Source organism: Posidoniimonas polymericola (assembly GCF_007859935.1).
Taxonomy (GTDB): domain Bacteria; phylum Planctomycetota; class Planctomycetia; order Pirellulales; family Lacipirellulaceae; genus Posidoniimonas; species Posidoniimonas polymericola.
The window spans coordinates 36,437-54,742 of the sequence record NZ_SJPO01000015.1 but is presented as its reverse complement, the minus strand read 5'-3'; the positions used below and the strand labels follow the sequence as shown (position 1 = coordinate 54,742).

Annotated in this window: 14 protein-coding genes; 4 read left to right on the top strand and 10 right to left on the bottom strand. The window is 65.5% G+C overall.

The genetic code is table 11. The features are described 5' to 3' along the window. Positions 1–26 precede the first annotated feature (26 nt). Together Pla123a_RS22915 and Pla123a_RS22910 are read left to right on the top strand one after the other, a co-directional pair. Positions 27–2,480, top strand: coding sequence for a DUF1559 domain-containing protein (locus Pla123a_RS22915; RefSeq protein ID WP_197528221.1), 2,454 nt, complete (start codon positions 27–29; stop codon positions 2,478–2,480). Between the two features lie 114 nt (positions 2,481–2,594). Next, positions 2,595–4,934 carry a peptidase gene (locus tag Pla123a_RS22910; protein WP_146591405.1) on the top strand — a complete coding sequence of 780 codons (2,340 nt, stop codon included), beginning with the start codon at positions 2,595–2,597 and terminating at the stop codon, positions 4,932–4,934. Between the two features lie 38 nt (positions 4,935–4,972). Here Pla123a_RS22910 and Pla123a_RS22905 read toward each other — a convergent pair whose 3' ends face one another. From Pla123a_RS22905 to Pla123a_RS22860, 10 genes are all read right to left on the bottom strand, one after another. Continuing rightward, positions 4,973–6,892, bottom strand: a complete 1,920-nt coding sequence (locus Pla123a_RS22905; protein ID WP_146591403.1) for a hypothetical protein — start codon at positions 6,890–6,892, stop codon at positions 4,973–4,975. Between the two features lie 389 nt (positions 6,893–7,281). After that, positions 7,282–7,560, bottom strand: coding sequence for a hypothetical protein (locus tag Pla123a_RS22900; protein WP_146591401.1), 279 nt, complete (start codon positions 7,558–7,560; stop codon positions 7,282–7,284). 30 nt (positions 7,561–7,590) lie between these two features. Further along, positions 7,591–9,318 carry a serine/threonine-protein kinase gene (locus tag Pla123a_RS22895; RefSeq protein ID WP_146591399.1) on the bottom strand — a complete coding sequence of 576 codons (1,728 nt, stop codon included), beginning with the start codon at positions 9,316–9,318 and terminating at the stop codon, positions 7,591–7,593. 159 nt (positions 9,319–9,477) lie between these two features. Then, positions 9,478–10,017, bottom strand: a complete 540-nt coding sequence (locus tag Pla123a_RS22890) for a hypothetical protein (protein ID WP_146591397.1) — start codon at positions 10,015–10,017, stop codon at positions 9,478–9,480. Positions 10,018–10,160: 143 nt separating this feature from the next. Further along, entirely contained in the window at positions 10,161–10,721 is a 561-nt protein-coding gene (locus tag Pla123a_RS22885) for a carboxypeptidase-like regulatory domain-containing protein (RefSeq protein WP_146591395.1), read from the bottom strand. 167 nt (positions 10,722–10,888) lie between these two features. Then, positions 10,889–11,392, bottom strand: a complete 504-nt coding sequence (locus Pla123a_RS22880; protein WP_146591393.1) for a carboxypeptidase-like regulatory domain-containing protein — start codon at positions 11,390–11,392, stop codon at positions 10,889–10,891. 376 nt (positions 11,393–11,768) lie between these two features. After that, positions 11,769–12,278 carry a carboxypeptidase-like regulatory domain-containing protein gene (locus Pla123a_RS22875; RefSeq protein ID WP_146591391.1) on the bottom strand — a complete coding sequence of 170 codons (510 nt, stop codon included), beginning with the start codon at positions 12,276–12,278 and terminating at the stop codon, positions 11,769–11,771. A gap of 217 nt (positions 12,279–12,495) precedes the next feature. Next, positions 12,496–13,296 carry a hypothetical protein gene (locus tag Pla123a_RS22870; RefSeq protein ID WP_146591390.1) on the bottom strand — a complete coding sequence of 267 codons (801 nt, stop codon included), beginning with the start codon at positions 13,294–13,296 and terminating at the stop codon, positions 12,496–12,498. After that, entirely contained in the window at positions 13,296–14,090 is a 795-nt protein-coding gene (locus Pla123a_RS22865; RefSeq protein WP_146591388.1) for a tyrosine-protein phosphatase, read from the bottom strand. The genes Pla123a_RS22870 and Pla123a_RS22865 overlap by 1 nt, the downstream gene beginning before the upstream one ends. Positions 14,091–14,185: 95 nt before the next feature. Next, positions 14,186–15,397 carry a M24 family metallopeptidase gene (locus Pla123a_RS22860; RefSeq protein WP_261342777.1) on the bottom strand — a complete coding sequence of 404 codons (1,212 nt, stop codon included), beginning with the start codon at positions 15,395–15,397 and terminating at the stop codon, positions 14,186–14,188. Between the two features lie 244 nt (positions 15,398–15,641). Here Pla123a_RS22860 and Pla123a_RS22855 point away from each other — a divergent pair, with 244 nt between their 5' ends. Continuing rightward, complete coding sequence (locus Pla123a_RS22855; protein WP_146591384.1) at positions 15,642–15,926, top strand: carbon storage regulator; 285 nt, start codon at positions 15,642–15,644, stop codon at positions 15,924–15,926. A 269-nt stretch (positions 15,927–16,195) separates the two neighbouring features. After that, positions 16,196–18,259: an esterase/lipase family protein gene (locus Pla123a_RS22850; RefSeq protein ID WP_146591382.1), complete on the top strand. Its 2,064-nt coding sequence runs from the start codon at positions 16,196–16,198 to the stop codon at positions 18,257–18,259. The last annotated feature ends 47 nt before the right edge of the window (positions 18,260–18,306 follow it).

Below are 18,306 nucleotides of genomic sequence, written 5' to 3'. Positions count from 1 at the left end.
CCCGGGTCTCCGCCTCCCAGTTTGCTATGCTCGCGCCCCCTTCCAGCCTGATCCGCCTACGCCTGCTCGTTACGGCGGCGGCCCTGCTCGCGGCTGCCGCGGCCCAGGCTCAGATCCAGGGCGTCCCGGAGATTATCACGCTCTCCTCGCTCAACATGACGTCGGGCGACACGCTTTACGTGGACGTCGGTGGGCTTGCTCCGGGCCAGCAGCACGACCAGTACTTGATCCCTAACGGCAGCGTCAACCTGGCGGGGAACCTGGAGCTGAACTTCCTCAACGGCTTCCAGCCAGCAAGCGGCGACCAGATCCAGGCAATCTTCGGCGCCGCGGTCGACGGCGAGTTCGACTCATTCTTCTTCGACACGCCGCCGCCCGCTGACATCGCAGTCCAGCTTCTGTATGGTCCGAATTCGCTCGACGTAGCGTTCGTCGCCCCGAAGGAAGGCCTAACCCTGCAGTCTCAGGTGACGCAGAACAATTGGTTCCAGCCGGAGATCTGGCAGGGCAACCGGGTCCCAACCTCGATCGACGTCCTGAACCTTGTTAACCCTCCCGGCGCCGGAGCTCAGGTCGTTACGGTCAACTCGTTCACCGGCGGTCCGGTGTCAGCGTTCGTGCACGAGCTCACCATCGCTGGCGCTAATCAGCAGACAATGGCCTTGAGGGTTCAGAGCCCTGCGTCGACGCTCTCGGCCACTCGACGGGTGACCGTCGAAGCAGGCGGATCCCTGCAGCTCTTGGGGGGACGGCTCGCGACCAGTGAGTTGGATGTCGAGCCTGGGGGCGAGCTGCTCATGCTGGGCGGCCAGCTCTCGAGCGGGGCAGCCCCTGTGCAGATGCGGTCGCAGATGATCGGCAACGGCCTGGTGTCGGGCGGGGTGGACGTTGTGGCCGGCGGGGTGGTTCGGCCCGGCACGAGTCGCGCTAGTTCGATCGGCGAGTTCTCGATAGACGGCAACTACCTTCAGAAGCAGGGCGGCGAGCTGCAGATGGAAGTATTTGGCGAGACGCCCGACGAGATCGACCGCCTGGCCATCAACGGCGACGCGATCCTGGGCGGCACGCTGGACGTCGACTTTTCTAAGCTTAAGTCGCCCGAGCGGGGGCAGAAGTTCGAACTCATCACGGCCGGATCAATTGCCCGGAACGAGCAGTTCGACCAGGTGAACATCCACGGGCTGCTGCCGTTCGGCCTGTTCGCCGCGCCCGTCTACTACACCACGAGCATGGCGATGGTCATCGCCGAGACCGGCGACATGAACTTCGACGGCGTTTTTGACGACGCCGACGTCGACCTCTTCGTGCTGGCCCTCCGCAACCGCGACGCCTACTTCAACTACGAACTGGACGGCTACCCGATCGGCTTCGAGGCGGACTACACGGGCGACACCAACGCCAATGGGCGGCTCGATTTTGGCGACATCGACGCCTTCCTCGACAAGCTGCCCGCCCCGGCCGCGGCGTACGCAAACGTGCAGCTGGGGCTAGTCGCGGTTCCCGAGCCATCCGCGGCGCTGCTGCTGGCTGTGGGTCTCGCGCCGTGGTGCGGCAGGCGTCGGCGACCCACAGCGCGTCGTGTCGGGTTTACTCTGGTGGAACTGCTGGTCGTGATCACCATTATATCGGTGTTGATCGCGTTGCTGCTTCCTGCGGTCCAAGCAGCGCGGGAAGCGGCCCGCAGGTCGACCTGCAAGAACAACCTCAAACAGCAGGGCCTCGGCTTGCTGCTCTATCACGACCAGCACAAGCGTTTGCCGCCCGCGGCCCGATTGGCCAAGGAGCGGGGTGTTCCCGGAACCCCGTGGCGAGTGCTGATCTTGCCGTACCTCGAGGAGGGCGGCCTGTACGAACAGATTGCCGCTGTCGAGGACCGCGCGGAAGACAATTACGGCGGGATGGCGAACGTCCAGGCCAGTGAGATTGAAGTACCCCTGTACCGGTGCCCTAGCAAGGTGATGGATGAGGGGACTAACAAAAGCGCGCACTACGACGCGGTTGCAGGGGCTTCAGGAGACCCGGACTCCTGGAGCGCCGGCGATCAGACCTGCGGCGACGTCATGCAGAACGGATCGATGTACCCAGAGAGCAAAGTGCAGATCTCGCGCATCACCGATGGAACTTCTCACACGCTTGCGATCGGCGAGCGGTCGTACATCTACCAGACCCACTGGCTCCTGGGCGCGACCTGGGGAGGGAATCCTGGGATGTACAGCCGGATCTGCATGGGCGCCGCCAAGAATGTGGTCTACCCGATAAACGCGAGCCGCGAAACGTTCGGCTACGGCCTGACGGATCACGGCGCGCCGGGGCCGAGGAAGCTGTCCTTCAACGACCTCGAATTCGCCAGCGAGCACGCCGGCGGCGCCAGCTTCTTGATGACCGATGGCAGCGTGCAGTTCCTCCAGCAGGACCTGGACGTCAATATCCTGCGGGCTCTGTCGACCCGCAACGGCGACGAGGTTGTCGCTCCCCTGTAGCGTCCTTACAGCCGCAATAATCGGCACGAGCGTTCGCGAATCCGACTGAGTTGGCCCCGATCGTTTGACCCTCGTCCCGGCCGAGCGAGAATGGGGTAACCCCAGGATTCCGCCGTGCCACGTCGCTTTTGGATGATCTTCTGCTCGCTGCTGCTCGCCGCGAGCGCATGCGCGTCGACCATTCAGATGGACGACGGCCGCACTATGATCGGGGACATTGGCCAGACGTCCGGGGTAGCCGAGGACCCGACGCGTCCCTCCCCGTCCGCGGGCGAGGTCAAGGTGACGCCGATCCTGATCATCGACGACGGCCTGCGGCGGACGTTCGTCAACAAGTTCCGGGTCCGCAATATCCTGGACGTTGACCGCGAGAAGCCGATTGTCATCAGCGTTTGGCAGGACCACGCCGAGCACGGCGCAATGGTTGGGGCGGTCGGCAGGCAGCTGAGGGTCACCCCGTTCGATGACTACGGGCGGCGTATCTACGAGATGCAGGCCGCAGGCGGCTCGATCTCAGTGGTCCAGGGCATCACCGAGGTGACCCCTACCTACACGCGTGTCCGCGGACTGAATGTTGAGCCGCGGAGCTACGTCTGGGACCAGCGGCTCGCGACCAGCAGCATCCCACGCGAGACCCTCAGCCGGATCCTGCAGAACGCGGTCCCGGAGAACAATCCCGACGCCCGGCTGCAGATTGTGCGGCTGTACTTGCAGGCCGAACGCTACACCGACGCCCGGCGGGAATTGGAAAGCGTCCTCGAGGACTTCCCTCAGCTCGAGGACCTACGCGACGAGCTCCACCAGCTGCGGCAGCTCGGCGCCAAAGCGATCCTCGACGAGATCGAGTTACGCCAGCAGTCCGGGCAGCACAAGCTGGTGCGTCTGCTTCTAGAAAACTTCCCGGCCGGCGACGTCGACGGCAAGACACTTGAGCGGGTCCGCGAGATGCTGGTCGCGCTCGACGAGCAGGACGCCCGCATCGCGCTGGTGCACCGGCTGCTCGACGAGCTCGTGGCCGCGATCACCGAGCCGGCGGTGCAGCGTGTGGCCGGTGAGATCCAGGCAGAGATCAAGCAGGAGCTGAACGCCGCCTCGCTGGACCGCATGACGGCGTTCATCAACTTGGCCGATGGCGACGCGCTCGACTCCGACCGCAAGGCGGCCCTCGCGATCAGCGGGTGGCTGCTCGGGTCCAACCAGGCGAGCGACAACCTGGCGTCGGCGTTGTCGCTGTTCGACGTGCGGGCTAAGGTGCTCGCGTACCTGCGGGCTCCGCTGGCCGGCGAGCGGGAGAAACTGCTGATCGATATCCGCGACAGCGAGGCCGGGGACGTCCGCCGGGTCGCGCAACTGCTCAAGCTAGTCAAACCGCCGCTGCCGCTTCCCGAGGAGCAGGAACGCTCGCCCGGCGTATTCGAGCTGGGGACCGCCATCGGCCCGGGCCTGGGGAACGTCCGGTATCTGGTGCAGCTGCCTCCTGAGTACGATCCGCTGCAGCGGTACCCAACAGTAATCTCGCTCAACGGGGCCGGGTTCCGACCCGAGATGCAGCTCGACTACTGGGCCGGCGGCCAGGGAACCGACGGCGTCCGCCGTGGCCAGGCGATGCGGCACGGGTACATTACCATCGCGGTCGACTGGCTCCAGCCGCACCAGTACTCCTACGGCTTCACAGCCGACGAGCACCAGAAGGTGCTGGCCGCCTACCGCGACGCGTTGCGGCGGCTCTCAATCGATACCGACCGCGTCTACCTTTCGGGGCACGACATTGGATCGGTGGCGGCGTGGGACATCGCCCTCGCCCACCCCGACCTGTGGGCCGGCGTCATCCCGGTGCTGGCGGCCGCGGACGAGTACATCAAGTTTTACACCGAGAACGCGCTGTTTCTGTCCTGGTACTTTGTCTGCGGCGAGCTCGACGGGGACAAGATCGAACAGAACGCCTACGAGTTCGACCGCTACCTGAAGCCCAAAGTGGACACGACGATCGTCGAGCTGCTGGGCCGCGGGCACGAGCCGTTCACCGACGAGATCCAGCGGCTATTCGACTGGATGGGCCGCAAGACGCGGCGCCCCAGCCCCGAAGAATTCGAGGTCCACTCGATGCGTCCCTGGGACAACTACTTCTGGTGGGTCGAATTCGACGAGCTGCCCGCCAAGTCGATGGTCTCGCCGAGCTCGTGGCCGCCCCGCCGCGGCACCCGCCCAGCCAGACTCATTGGGCGTAAGTACCCCAACAATAAACTTGGCGTGCGTGGGCAGGCGGGCAAGACCACGGTGTGGCTGTCGCCCGACCTGGTCGACTTCGACAAGCCGATCGAGGTCGAGGTAAACGGCCGCCGGGTGACCGACCGCGACAACCCGATCGAGCCCGAGTTGCGGGTGCTGCTCGAGGACGCGCGCACCCGGGGCGAGCGGCAGCGCCCGTACTGGGCGAAGCTTGAGTACCCGTAGCCCGCTGCCGCCACGCGACCTTACTGGGGCCGCCCCAATTACTGGCCCGCCTTGTTCAGCACCACGCCGGTAATGAACCAGCCGTCGTCCTCGGCGGTGACCGCGCGGGCGGAGGGGCCGAAGTAGCGCCGGGCGAGTTCGAACGAGGGCAGCTCGCTGCCGTCCAGTCGCTGACGGCGGACGATCGCCTTCTCCTGCTCTTCCGGTGTGGTGAGCAGCTTGTTGAGCAGCTGAGCGAAGAAGGTCTTGCCCTCGGGCAGCCGGCCTTCGCGGAGCAGCTCGTAGGTGGGGCGGACGGTTTCGTCGGTGCGGGTGAAAGACCAGCTGCAGCGTGGTTGGTTGGTGATGGCGTCGAGCTGACGCATCGCGGCCTGGAAGTCGTAGCTGCCGGCCAGCGACTCTTGAGGCGTGACCCCAAAGATCGCCTGCTCCAGGAACTCTACATCCGACGCGACGATCAGGTAGCCGCCGTGCACACAGACCGCCGCGCGGCGGATCAGCGACTCCTCGGCCGGGTCGGCGGCTTGATTGTCGAGCGGGATTAGGCCGCCGCCGAGCTCGACGGTGACTTCGGTCTCGTCCTCGGGGAGGATCTCCCAGTACTTCACGCCGCGGACTTCTTGCAGGATGGCTCCGTCGGTGTCCATCCACTTGTCGATCGGCTCGGCGAGCTTGGCCGGGTCCTTGGCTTCGATGACGAACAGGAACCGCTCGCAGTCGGTGTCGACCGGCAGCTCGTAGTCCGCCATCCGGGTAACGCGATCGCCGAGGTGGCGGATGATCTCGTCCCGCACCTTGATCTTCGGGCCGAACTCGTCGCGTTCGAAGCCCTCCAGCGTGTAGCGGAACGCGCCCTCGTAGCCGGACATCGCGTCGAACACGCTCTCGAGGTTCTCGAAGGCGTTCTGGATGTCGATGCTGAAGGTGCTGTAGTTGGCGGTGCTCCGCGGCGCCCACGGCTCGACCCCAAAGTTTGCCTGCTGGTTGGGCGTTTCCGCCATCCGCATGCCGAGCTCGTACCGCTGGCTGGCCGGTTTGCCGGCTGTCCCCGGCTTGGCGGGGGCGTAGATCGCCGTGTGGTGCACAAAGTCTTTGGCGCCGTCGACCGCCACCTGCACGTGGCCTCCGACGCCGCGGATGGCGTCGAAGCCCTGCTCACGCAGGATTGTGAAGGTGTCCTTCTTGTCCGCCAGGTTCTTCTTTTGCTCCCGCGACCGGCGGGCCAAGTCGTATTTGAACGGCGCCAGGAACCAACGCGCATCGGGCGTCGCGGTCGATTCGCGGGCGCAGCGGGCCATGGTCTTCCGGAAGTCTTCCAGGTCGGCCAGGCTGTCGCCCTGCCCCGCGATGCGGGCCCGGACGGCCTGTGCTTCTGCTACGCTCTCAACAAAACAAATCAGGCCGCCGTCTTCAAAGAGCACCAGGTCTTCACGCTGAATCTTGGCGTCTGGCTTGGCGGGCATCTTGTAGACCGTGGCGACCAGGCCGGCCAGGTTCTGCGACGAGCGGCGGGCCCCGCGGCTCGTTAGGGCGGCGTCGACCTTGGCGATCAGCCGGTCGGCCCCGGCCCGCTTGCCGGCGGGGTCGACGACCAGCACCGATACGGCCCGCTGGCCCTCGCGGTGCGCAATGCCCAATGCGAGCTCACCACCGGCAGCCGCGAGAACGTCGTCGAGCGACACGCCGAGCGTATCGCGGACCTCGCCAAACTGATCGAGCGTCTGCCGACAGATGTGTTCTGCGAACGGCTTGAGGGAATCGTCTTGGGCGAGCATGCCCAGCTGCGTGCGGGAGAACTTGTCCCGGAAGCCGGCCGCTTCTGGGAGCGAAACCCAGAACACCGTTTGAGACGGGAACACCTGCTGACCGGCTGGCGCGGCGTCGACGCGCGGGGGCGCGAGCAGGGTTAACCCAAGGATGACGGACGCCGGCCAAAGCTTCAGGAGGGAGATGCTCAAGGGATGACTCCAAAAGTAGTGGGTCGCTGGGGCCCCTCGCGACGCGGTTGGCGTCTTACTCACCCGGTTGGAAACGGGAGGGCGGTAGAGGGTTGTGGGTGGCGGATTCGCACGGGAAAGTTCTCGGCCGAACCCTGCCACCCTCCATCATCGACGACCGAAACTTTGCCCCTGCACAAGTTGCCGTTCGCGCCTCGCGGGTTTGCTAGCAGGACTTTCCGCCACGAGTCGTGTTCGTGGAGCGAGTGGCGTATCCCCCACATCCCGCGGTTGGCAAGCGGGGTAATATACACCGAGTAAGCCGGTCATCACAGCGTCATGAGGCCGGCCGGCGGGCCTGCGGGGCAATTCGCCCCAGGCCCGACATTGTTGGGCTCCGCCGGCGGAAGTCACGTGTCTCGCGAGGCGTCGGCCACCCGCGTCACCCAAAAAAACAGCAGGCCGAGGCCGCCCTGGAACACCATTGCCATGCCGATCGGCGTGGTCCACAGCAGCCCCTGCCTCCACGGTTCGATCGCGGCTTCGAACGCCTTGGCCGGGTCGCCCGCCTGCTGGTCAACCTGCCAAGACACCACGCCGTACGCCAGCACCGGCCCCAAGACAACCAGCGCAAGCCCGACCAGCAGCGAGATCAGGCAGACGCGGCGGAGCCATGGCGGGGGATTCATAGGAGCGCGTCGTGTGGGGGAGGAGCGGGGTTAGACCGCGTTGACTTCCTCTACAGCGTTGCTGTCCAACTGCGGCAGCGGGCACGAGGCGCCATCGGCCGCTGCGTCGACCAGCGCCGCGGCCATTGCCTTGCGTTCCGGGCAGCCGTTGCAGCTCCACCACTCGTTGGCGAGCTGCGAAGACCAGCGGCATGCAAGCGGCAGGTCGACCAACGCCTGCCGCAGCTGCTCGACGGTCTGGAAACGGTCTTCCGGGTCCTTCTCCAAGCACCGCATCACCACCTCCTCCAGCTCGACGCTGACAAGCGGGTTGGCGTCGCGGGGCGAGGCCGGCTGCTCGGACGCGTGGGCGACGATCACCTTGACCGCCTGCTTGTAGGGGAAGGGGTGTTCGCCGGTGAGCAGATAGAACAGCACGCAGCCGAGTGAGTAGATGTCGCTCCGCGCGTCGGCTTCGCGTTCCCCGGTCGCCTGCTCGGGGGACATGAACATCGGCGATCCGGTGATCGAACCTTCCTGGGTGAGCGTCGTGTCGGTCGCACTGAACACAGGTTTCGCCAGACCAAAGTCGAGCAGCTTGGCGACGTCGTACTCGCCGCCGCGGTACGCGCAGAAGATATTGGCCGGCTTGATGTCGCGGTGCACCAGCCCGGTGTTGTGGGCCTCGGCCAGGGCCTTGCAGACCTGCTCCAGCAGGTAGACCGTCCGCTCCGGCGGCAGCGGGCCGTACTGGTCCACCAGCTCCCCGACGTTGTGCCCCGGGAGGTACTCCATGACGTAGTAGAAGGTGCCGTCGGGCGTGTTGCCGTAGTCGTAGATGTCGATCGAATTCCAGTGCGACAGCTTGGCCGTGGAGCGGACCTCACGCTCGAAGCGGGCGAGCGTCAAAGGGTCGCCCGCCTTTTCCGGGCGGATGATCTTCACGGCGCAGGGGCGTTTCATCATCTGGTGCTCAGCCAGGTAGACCTCGCCCATGCCGCCGGCGCCCAGCTTCCGCCGCAGCACGTACTGCCCAAGGCGCTTGGCCTCGAACGCCTGAACGCGCAGCGCGTTGATGGTCTGCACCCCAAGCACGGCAATGGCCACCAGCGCGACGGCCGAGATCACCTGCTCGGTGATGTAGTTCTCAAACTCCGGCATCGAGACGCACTGCTCGAAGCCGGGGCAGACCAGACGCTGCAGCACGATCACCCCGATTGGCGCCAGCCCCATCGGCCCAATCACTGCGAGCGCCCGCCTCCAGGAGTTAGGAATGAACAGCGCGTACGTGAAGATCAGCATCGCCCACGGCACCAGGATCACGGGCAGGTGGGCGCCCGTATCAAGGGTCGCCATGTGGTGCAGCTTCTGCTGGCTAAGCACGACGAAGAAGAGGGCCGGGCCGCCAAAGGTCAGCACCTCGGCGATCCGCAATCTGACCAGCGAGAGCTGCATCGCCGAACCAAGCAGGGCGAACAACGCCGCCATCATCGTGGTCACCACGGCGTGCGTTGCGAACAGCCAGCGGTGCTCTTCCTCAACGCCAATCAACAGGCCGCGGAAGAGAAATGCGAAAAACACCGAGAATAAAATCGCCGAAACAATCCGCAGCCGGCCCCGCAAGAGGTTGCGGGTTTCGCTGGTCAGGTGGGGCGACGACCCCTCGACCAACGCCACCATCCGCCTGGCGGTTTGCCGGACGGTCTCGCGGGCGAGGCTCGGCGCGGCCTGAGGCCTGACGTCAATGGTTTCCGCGTTTTCGAACTCGGTGGGAGTCATGCCTAGGCGTGGCCGCAGGGAGGTTGGGCTGCCTGCCTCGCCACGATAGGGGTGGCGCGGCGAACGGTGCGCAGCGGCGGCCGCGAACCATTGCTACGCACGCTATCCTATCCGGTTCGGGGCCCGATGGGCAGCCCGACGCCACCCTGGGCAAGTCCGCTAAGCCGCCGCTGCCGGGCGGGCGAGCTCCGACCGCCGCCTGATTTCCTCGAGGGAGAGCCGATTGTATTGCCGCTCACCCCCAGAGCCGATCGAACCCCGCAGGACGAGCGTCTCGGCGTGGCAGATGCGGGGCAGGAAGAACCAGCCCCGCCCAAGCGCGGCGTCGTCGACTTCGGGCGAGATCAGCACCAGGTCGGTGTTCGGCAGGGAGTTCGCCATGCCTTCTACGGCGGAGGGCCCGCCGGGGGCGACACGCACCTTGGCTCCGGTGGCGTTGAGCTCCCGGTGAGCGGCGATCAGCGAGAGCCGCGGCATCGACTCCGGACGCTCCTCGAACCAGTCGACCGCCGCGTAGCGGACCACCGGCTGCGACGAATAGGATTGGCAAGCCGAGATGAGCAGCTTTGACCGCTCTAGGGATCCGACGCCGATCTCGAGCACCGAGCCAACCTGGCGGCGTTTGACCTCCCGATAGACCACGCGGTCCTCGGACGGCTTGGCAAAGTAGGCAAGCCACGTGTAACGGTACCACCCCATAGCCGACATCTTGCCACTCCTAGACGGTCCTGCTCCAGCCGGCGTGCGAACTCGCGACGCGCTCGGCGACACGGTATCGATCGACCGTTAGAACCGCGCTGATGCAAATGGAGTTGCACAGGCGTCAAAGTCTGCCGGGTCGGCTACGGCGACGCAGGAGGATCGTCGTTGTCTGCGGACAACACGATGGGGGTCGCAATCGCCGCTCCCAGGGTGATCACACCGATGGGACGGGTGAAGAACCGCTTCGCCCCCTGGACGAATTGATTGAGCATTGGCGGGGGGCTGCTTTGACCGCGAACCGCGGCGCCGTCGGCGACCATCAGCACTCCGCTGAGACTCTTGGGCGGCGCTGCCTTTTCATCCCAGACGCGGCAGACACGAAGATCATCACCCGCCTGGAGACAGAAGACGCCTCGCGGCAGGTTTTGGAACGCAAAACGACCGGCGGCGTCGGTGCGGGCGGCGATGGGCTTTTGGTTCGTCGCCGCTAGCCAGACCGGGCCGTTGGCGACCGGCTGACCGTTGGGATCGACTACCCTCCCGGACAGCACTCCGCCCTTGGCGAGCGCCACGTCGTGGCAGACAGGCGCTTGCGCAGCAGGGGTCGTGCTGTGCGCCTCGGCTCCCGCAGCGATGGGACTGACGGCGGCGAGCGGGAAGACAAGCAGGGTCGCGACAATCCGCTTCGCGATAGCTGACATGGTTTCACCTTGGCTAGTATTCGACCATCCATAGCACCAGCTAGCGTGGTGTGTGGCGGAGATACTAGCGAAGATCCGCGACTCGAAAAAGACCAACCCCGCGGAGCGGACCCAACGCTGTGCGTCGAGAACGCCCCGCGGGGCTGGTTGTGGCTGCTGGATCCCAATTACGGGGAAGCAGGACTGCCGTTGTCGGCATTGTGGATGGCGACCGGTATGGCTACGGCAGCGGCAACAATGCCGCCCACGATCCAGGGATTGGCCAGCATGTTGCGGAGCTGGCCATTAACGACTTCGTCGCCGGTGACAATCAGGGCGCCGTTGCGGGCGTTGGGGGGCGCGGTCTTGCCGTCCCAGCAGCGGAAGGTCGCTTTGCGGCCCATCGCCACGATGTCGTACTGCCCCTTCTCGAGGCCCTTCACGGCGAACACGCCGTGCTTGTCGGTCTTGGCAGCCGCAACCGCTTTTCCGCCCACAACCACGCTGACGTCGGCGCCAGCAAGCGCGTTGCCCTGAGCGTCAACGTACTGGCCGACAAACACGCCGCCGTCACGCAGGGCAATGTCGCTGGGAGCCCCAACCGGAGCGTCGGCGGCCTGCGCAGGCGGCGGCAACAGCAGCCCAACCATGGCTGCCAGAGCGGCGGCCTTCTGGATCTTCATGATCTTCATCGAAACCTTCCTTAGTTTTGCCCAAATATGCGATCGCTCGCACTGATGGCTGGCCTACCCAGCTTGTAGCGGGGCCTACCATCAGAGAAGTAGCCCTACACCTGCACGTAGGGTCGACAATCAGAGAAGTAGCCCTACACCTGCATGTAGGGTCGACAAGAAGTCGACCGCTGCATTAGCAAAGCAGGTGGATTCTCGGCGAAGCGTATGCGCCGACGGAGATACGGCCGTTGATTTGTCGGAAGAGAGGTCTCGGCCTGACCCGCCCCTGCCAAATCGGGCAGAGGCGGGCCCGCCGATTTTTAGCTGACTCCCCCGTAGGCGGCCGACCAGCGGGGAAGGGTTCGCGGCGGGGCTGTCGCCCGCCGGGTTTCGGTTACGGGCTGGCGGGAGCGTCGTCGTCGGCAGCCGCGATGCCAACCGGAATCGCAATCGCGGCGGTGACAGCGGTGGCGGTCAGCAGCGGGTACGTCTGAATGAATCCCAGGACGCCCCCCTGACCGGTCACGACGGCGTCGCCGGTGACGATCAGGGCGCCGTTGCGGGCGCTAGGAGGAGCGACTTTGCCTTCCCAGCAGCGGAAGGTGGTCTTGCTGTTCATCGCAACCACATCGTACTGGCCGCTTTGCAGACCCTTGACCGCGAAGCGGCCCTGCTTATCGGTCTTAGTAACCGCGACCGACTTGCCGCCGGCAACCATCGCCACCTCGGCGCCGGAGACGCCATTGCCCTGGGCGTCGACATACTGCCCAACAAACACGCCGCCGTTGCGCAGAGCGATGTCGCCCTGCGTTGCGGCAGGGGCTGCCGCCAGCGTCGCCTGGGGCAGCATCATCCCAAACATCGCGGCCGCCGCGGCGACCTTTTGGATCGTCATGATCTTCATCTGAACCTTCCTGAGTTTTGAGCCCGTGCTTGTTTGGCCTTCCCCGCTTTGGCGCCGGCTTTCCCTGCTTGAAACCAGGGCCCGACTCTGGAGGGACCGGAACTACACCTACTCCTTTGGTCGACACGTCGTGTCCGCAGCTTTAGGAATCGGGGCTCAGTTTTCCCAATAAGCAGGCGGCGCAAGATCGGGTGATTGGGAAGACCCGCCGCACGGGCTACTGCCGAGCCATCCGGGTCCACTTCTGAAAGTGGCGGGCGAGCTGACGCTCGACACCGGGCAGAACAGCTTCGAGTCGCTCAGACAGCGATCCCGGCGGTTCCCCTCGCCGAATCGCGGCCAAGAATGACCACAGTTGCTGCGAGGCGGCCTGCGGGCCGTGCAGCATGAAGTGCGTCCAGGCCCACGCCGAACGGTAGTCGCCCGAGTTCATCTGGGAGAGGTCCCGTTTCGCCTCGAGCGACGCCAGGCTCTCGACCAGCCCGAACCGCATGTCCCACTGCAGCAGTTTCTCGTGCGGATTGCCAAACGCTCGGTCGGCCTTCGGCATCTCGAAGTATTCCGCCAGCCCCTCATCTAGCCAAAGGGGCACCATCGCCAGGTCGGCGTGCAGCAGGGCGTGCGTGCACTCGTGACGCAGGTCGACGCCGAGCTCTTCGTCGCGGTAGGCAAAGACGGTCGCCTGGCCTCCCAGCTTAACGAACAGAGCGCGGCGGTAGGGCGTGTTCGGGAAACGGTTCTTGAGGTAGTCGCGGTGCTGCCGCTTGCTCGAGAGCACCTCGATATCGATCGGCTCCTCGCAGGGGCTCAGCGCCAGCACTCGACGCAGCTCGAGCTCCAACGCGGGCAGCTCCTGCAGCACCCCGGAGCATGAATCGAGCGGGAACGTCGAGCGGACCTGGAACGGCCCGTACTGCCGCTGGTCGACCCATGTCAATGAGCTGGCCGACGCTCCGCGGGGCGTCGCAAGACACCCCGCCGCGGCGGCCAACAGCGCCCGTCGCGAGAACTTCCCCATCAAGCCGCCTTTTTCCAGAAGGCCCAGCCTGTCTTCTTGGCCGGCCTGACGGCCGTGACTCCAGCGGGGACCGCCTGGCCGGTCACGGCCAGGCCGGGATTGCTAGAGCACCAGGCGTCGGCGGCCTCCACACCAGCCAGCTCCACACAGCGCTGGTAGGCATCGCGGATCTTGGGCCGTCGCGACCGGGCGCCGTGCGCGTCGGTTGCAATGAAGTGCACCAGGCCCCGCGAGCACATCCGCTCGGCCAACGCCCGGGCGGCGTCGCCGAAGCCGCCCGCCAGGCTGCCGGCCGTGACCTGCATCAGGCAGCCACGCTCGACCAACGGTTCTATCAGCGATGGGCGCGAGAGGATCCCGCGGTTCCGCTCTGGGTGTGTGAGAATGCCGGTGATATTGTGTGAGTCGAGCGCGTCGAGCACCGGCTCGAGAGGCTGATAGAGCTCGTGAGGCAACTCGAGCAGCACATGGCGACGCTTGTCCGCCACGGTCAGCACTTCCCCTGAGACGAGCTTCTCGACCATGCCGTCGTCGATCCGCACATCGGCGCCGGGGAGCACCCGCAGCGGGATCCCATGGGCCCTGAGCAGCTCCTGCAGCTCGACCGCCCGGACGCGGATCTCGTCGCCGCGGTTGTGCACGTAGCCGCCGAGTTGGTGGGGAGTCACCACGATCGTGTCGATGCCCTCTTCAACCGCGAGCAACGCCATCGCGAGGGAGTCGGCCGAGTCGCGGGCGCCGTCGTCAATGCCCGGCAGCATGTGGCAGTGGATGTCAACGAATCGGGGGGGCATGGCGGGAGGGGGGCCGAGGCGGTGGGTCAAAACGGCGCGGAGTATAGGGACCCCTCGGGCGAGGTCAAGACAAGCTGCCGCCGTCCGCCCCGCGGCTACGCCATCTCCAGCGGCCAATCGGTCAGCAGCTCAACGCCGGAGTCCGTCACCAGGTAGTTCTGCTCCAACCGCAGGCCGGCGCGGAGGTCTTCGTGGTACAGGCCCGGCTCAACGGTGAAGAATTCGCCGGAGCGGAAGGTGTCGTCCCAATTGGGGTTGAGGTGCGGCCCTTCGTGCGGCGCCAAGCCAACCCCGTGCCCCAGGTGGTGATTGAAGACCCACGGCGCGGCGTCTGCTAACAGCTGCTGTGCTTGCTCGAACAATGCCTTGCAGCTCACACCAGGCGCCACGGTCGCCTCGACCAGCGAGAAGACCTCCGACACCATCTCCCAGGCGCGTTGCTGGTCGTCGGTTGGCTGGCCTCCAACTGCGAGCGTGCGTGCGTTGTCCGAGTAGTAGCCCCGAAAGCCTACGCCAAGGTCCAAGATATAAAGCTCGCCCGCCTCGCACTTGCGGTCGCGAGGCGCCCCCCCCCGACTGCACGACTGGAAATCCTGCCCAAAGTAGGTCAGCGGCTCGCCAAGCGTCGAAACCGCGACCGCTTGCAGCTGGTTGTAGACGTCCAGCTCAGTGACGCCGGGCTGCACGATTTCCCGTGCCGCCGTGTACATCGCGGCGTTTGCCTCGTTGGCGCGTGCAAGCATCTGCAGCTCGTCGGCGTCCTTCTGCCGGCGCAGGCCGAATAAGACGCTATCAAAATCAAGCCAGTCGTCGGACCAGGACTTGGTCAGGTGGTGGCTCGCCACCGAGAACTCACAGGCGACCCGCCCCGATGCAGGGTGCAGGTGATCGAACAACGTGGCCACCGTGGCGACAACCTGGTCGGATCCGTCCCGCATGGTTGATAGCAGTTTCTCCGCATATCCGTGGACCTCGTCCGCGGCGACGGGAATTTTTTCCTTCCTGCTGGGGAGCACCAGCGTGACGTGCCCGTCGGAATTGATCGCCGCTAACACCGGGAACAGCGGGCCGACATAGGCTCCGGTCAGCCACTGCACGGACGCCGGTCGGGACAGCACTACCAGGCCTACGCCTAGCTGCTTCATCTCGGCTAGCAGGCGTTGTTGACGGCTACGGCAGGCCGGCTTGTTCACTGCCCAATGTTCAGACACGTAAGTACTTAGGGTTCGGGGAGGCGGCGATTTGCGGGACACGCTAGGGATACCAGATTCATCGACCGCCGGCCACCTCTTGGTGGCTGCCGACATCCCAATCTGCGACGCACAATCTTGAATTGAGATCGTGGGAGCTCTTCGGTCGGCGACTACTGGCAACTTGAGGCTAAGCAGTGCGCGAGTTTCCCGGCGAAACGCGTCTTCGAAAAAGTTTTGTCCGCAGACAGGACTTTTGGCGCCTCTGTTGCATAAGCACGAGACGCCACGACGCGTGGTAAGCAGATCAGCGAGGTAGGAGCCTCCTGGAAACGCAAGGATCTCAACGGAGAAACGGCAGATGCTAGTACTCAGCAGAAAAGCGAACGAGTCCATCCAGATCGGCGACAACGTCACGGTTGAGATTCGCCGGATCGCTGGCAATCGCGTAACGGTCGCGATTAATGCCCCACGTGACGTCCGGATCCTCCGCGGCGAATTGAAGCAGACTGTCGAAGAATTCGAGATTGAGCTGCCCGAAGAGTCGCAGTCCGACGACCACGCCTACTCGGTCAGCCACTCGCGGGTTGCGATGCCGAGGCTCCACACCCCTTTTGCCGAGAACCACGTTAAGGCGGTCGGCTAGCCGACCTATTGGCCCGCGCCGCATCAAAGCGGGCGAATGGCGTCCAGCACGTCTGCACGCGCACAGTCGATCGCCCTGCTAGCGCCCAGGGCGATCGACTCAGCGGCGGGTAGTCTCGTTTCGAGACTGCTCCTCGCTTCTCCTCTACTGGCCCTGTTGGATCTGCACGATTCATCTTGACCGAGCTAGCACTCTCGGCCTAAAGTCTCGCGACCCCGCCCCAGTGGCGGCCCCGGCGTATCTCGCGTCGCTACAGCTGCGAGCCGTTCGTGCCCACACCCCCTCCCCGCCTGCTCTGCTCGATCTTGCTGCTCGCAAGCGCGCTCGCGCTGTCCGGTTGCAGCTCAAACTCCGAGTGGGTAACACTCCGGGAGTCGCCGAGGAATCCGTTCGCCGCCCGGTTCGACGCCATCACCACCTCCGGTGGGCGCCCCTCCCGCAGGACCGAGCAGCTACTTCGCAAGCTCGACCTCATCAACGACCTTAAGGGCGACCGCACCGCGTTGATCGCTCGGCTGGAAGAGCTCTCGACCCCCGCGACCAAGCAATCGCACTGCTACGCGATGGCCGAGCTGGCGTACCTTGGCGCCGAGGACGTGCGCGGGCGGGACCTAGCCCACGCGAGCGAGCTCTACGGCACCTCGCTGCGGCACGCGTACGACTACCTCTTCTCTTGCTCCAGCGAGAACGGAGCCAACGAGTTCGACCCGCACTTCCGTGGTGCCTGCGACCTGTACAACCAGTCGCTCGAAGGGCTGCTGAGGCTGGTCAGCAAAGAGGGGGCGGTCCGACCCGGCGAACGCCGCACCCTCAAGACCGCCAACCACATCTGCTCGTTCAACGTCGCGTTGCAGAGTTCCGGGTGGCACGACGACGACGTTGACCGCTTCGAGTTCGTCAGCGACTACCAGGTGAACGGGCTGCGGAACCACTTCCACTCGTACGGGCTGGGAGTCCCGCTGATCGCGGTGCGGCGGCGCCACGACTCGGAGGACCCGGCGGAGAGCTACCTGCCAGAGCAGTTGTCGTTCCCGCTGACCGCGTTCCTGCGGGTCGACACCAGTGGCTCGTGCCCGCAACGCCAACCCGGCGCCCCGCCCGACCAGCCGCAGGAGCTCGTGAACCCCGCCGATCCCGCGCCGGCGTTCGTGCTCGAACTCCACGACCCGCTCGATGGACAGACCATCCATGTCGAAGACCGCGTGGTGCCGCTCGAGTCGGACCTGAGCACCCCCCTCGCCTACTACCTCAATCAGCCCGCGCTGAGGAAGGACGAGGTCTCGACGCTTGGGCTGCTCAAGCCCGACAGCGTCAAGAAGCTGCAGGGACTGTACATGCTAGAGCCGTACAACCCGCACAAGATGCCGGTGCTGATGGTGCACGGCCTGTGGTCGAGCCCGGTCACCTGGATGGAGATGTTCAACGACCTCCGGAGCGACCCGGACGTCCGCGACCACTACCAGTTTTGGTTCTACCTCTACCCGTCCGGGCAGCCTTTCCAGGCGAGCGCATCGCAGCTGCGACGCGACCTCGACCAGCTCCGCGACGACGTTGACCCGCGACGCAGGGCGCCGGCCCTCGATCAAATGGTGCTGGTGGGCCACAGCATGGGGGGCCTCGTCTCGCGGATGCAGAGCGTGGACAGCAAGCAGCTCTTCTGGCAGGCGAACACCGACCGCCCCTTCCAGCAGCTGGTCGCGGACGACGAAACGAAGAACTCGCTGGCCGCCACCTACTTCTTCCGCCCCAGCCCGTCGGTTCGCCGCGTCGTGACGATCGGCTCGCCCCACCGCGGCAGCAAGTTCGCCAACGACGTCACGACCTGGCTTGGCAGGAAGTTGATCGCCGCGCCGATGCGGGCCATGCGCGGCCGCCAACAACTCTTGGCCAAGAACCCGGGCTACTTCCGCGGCGGGTCGCCGATTAGCCTGCGGACCAGCATCGAGTCGTTGGAACCCGATTCGACGCTGCTGCCGCCGCTGCTTACTGCGCCGCCCGGGCCGTGGGTGACCTACCACAACATCGTCGGGGACGTCCCCGAGTCTGGCTGGCGTAGCCTGCTCGGCTCGGAGGGCGATGGCGTCGTGTCGATCGACAGCGCCAGGCTTGACGGGACGCCGCAGGTCGCGTCACAGCTGGTCGTCGAGGCGAACCACCTCAGCGTGCACCGCCACCCGCAGAGCATCTTAGAAGTCCGTCGGATCTTGCTCGAGCAAGTAACCGAGCTACGGACGCCCGGCTACCAGTTCCCCCAGGTTCAGCTCGCCACCGGCCAAGAACCTAGCCGCCCCGCCCGCACCGCGTTCAACCCGCCGCCGGCCAGAACTCAGTAGCACTGCGGCATAGCAGTTGCATGAGGGCCAGCCGTAGGACGAGACGG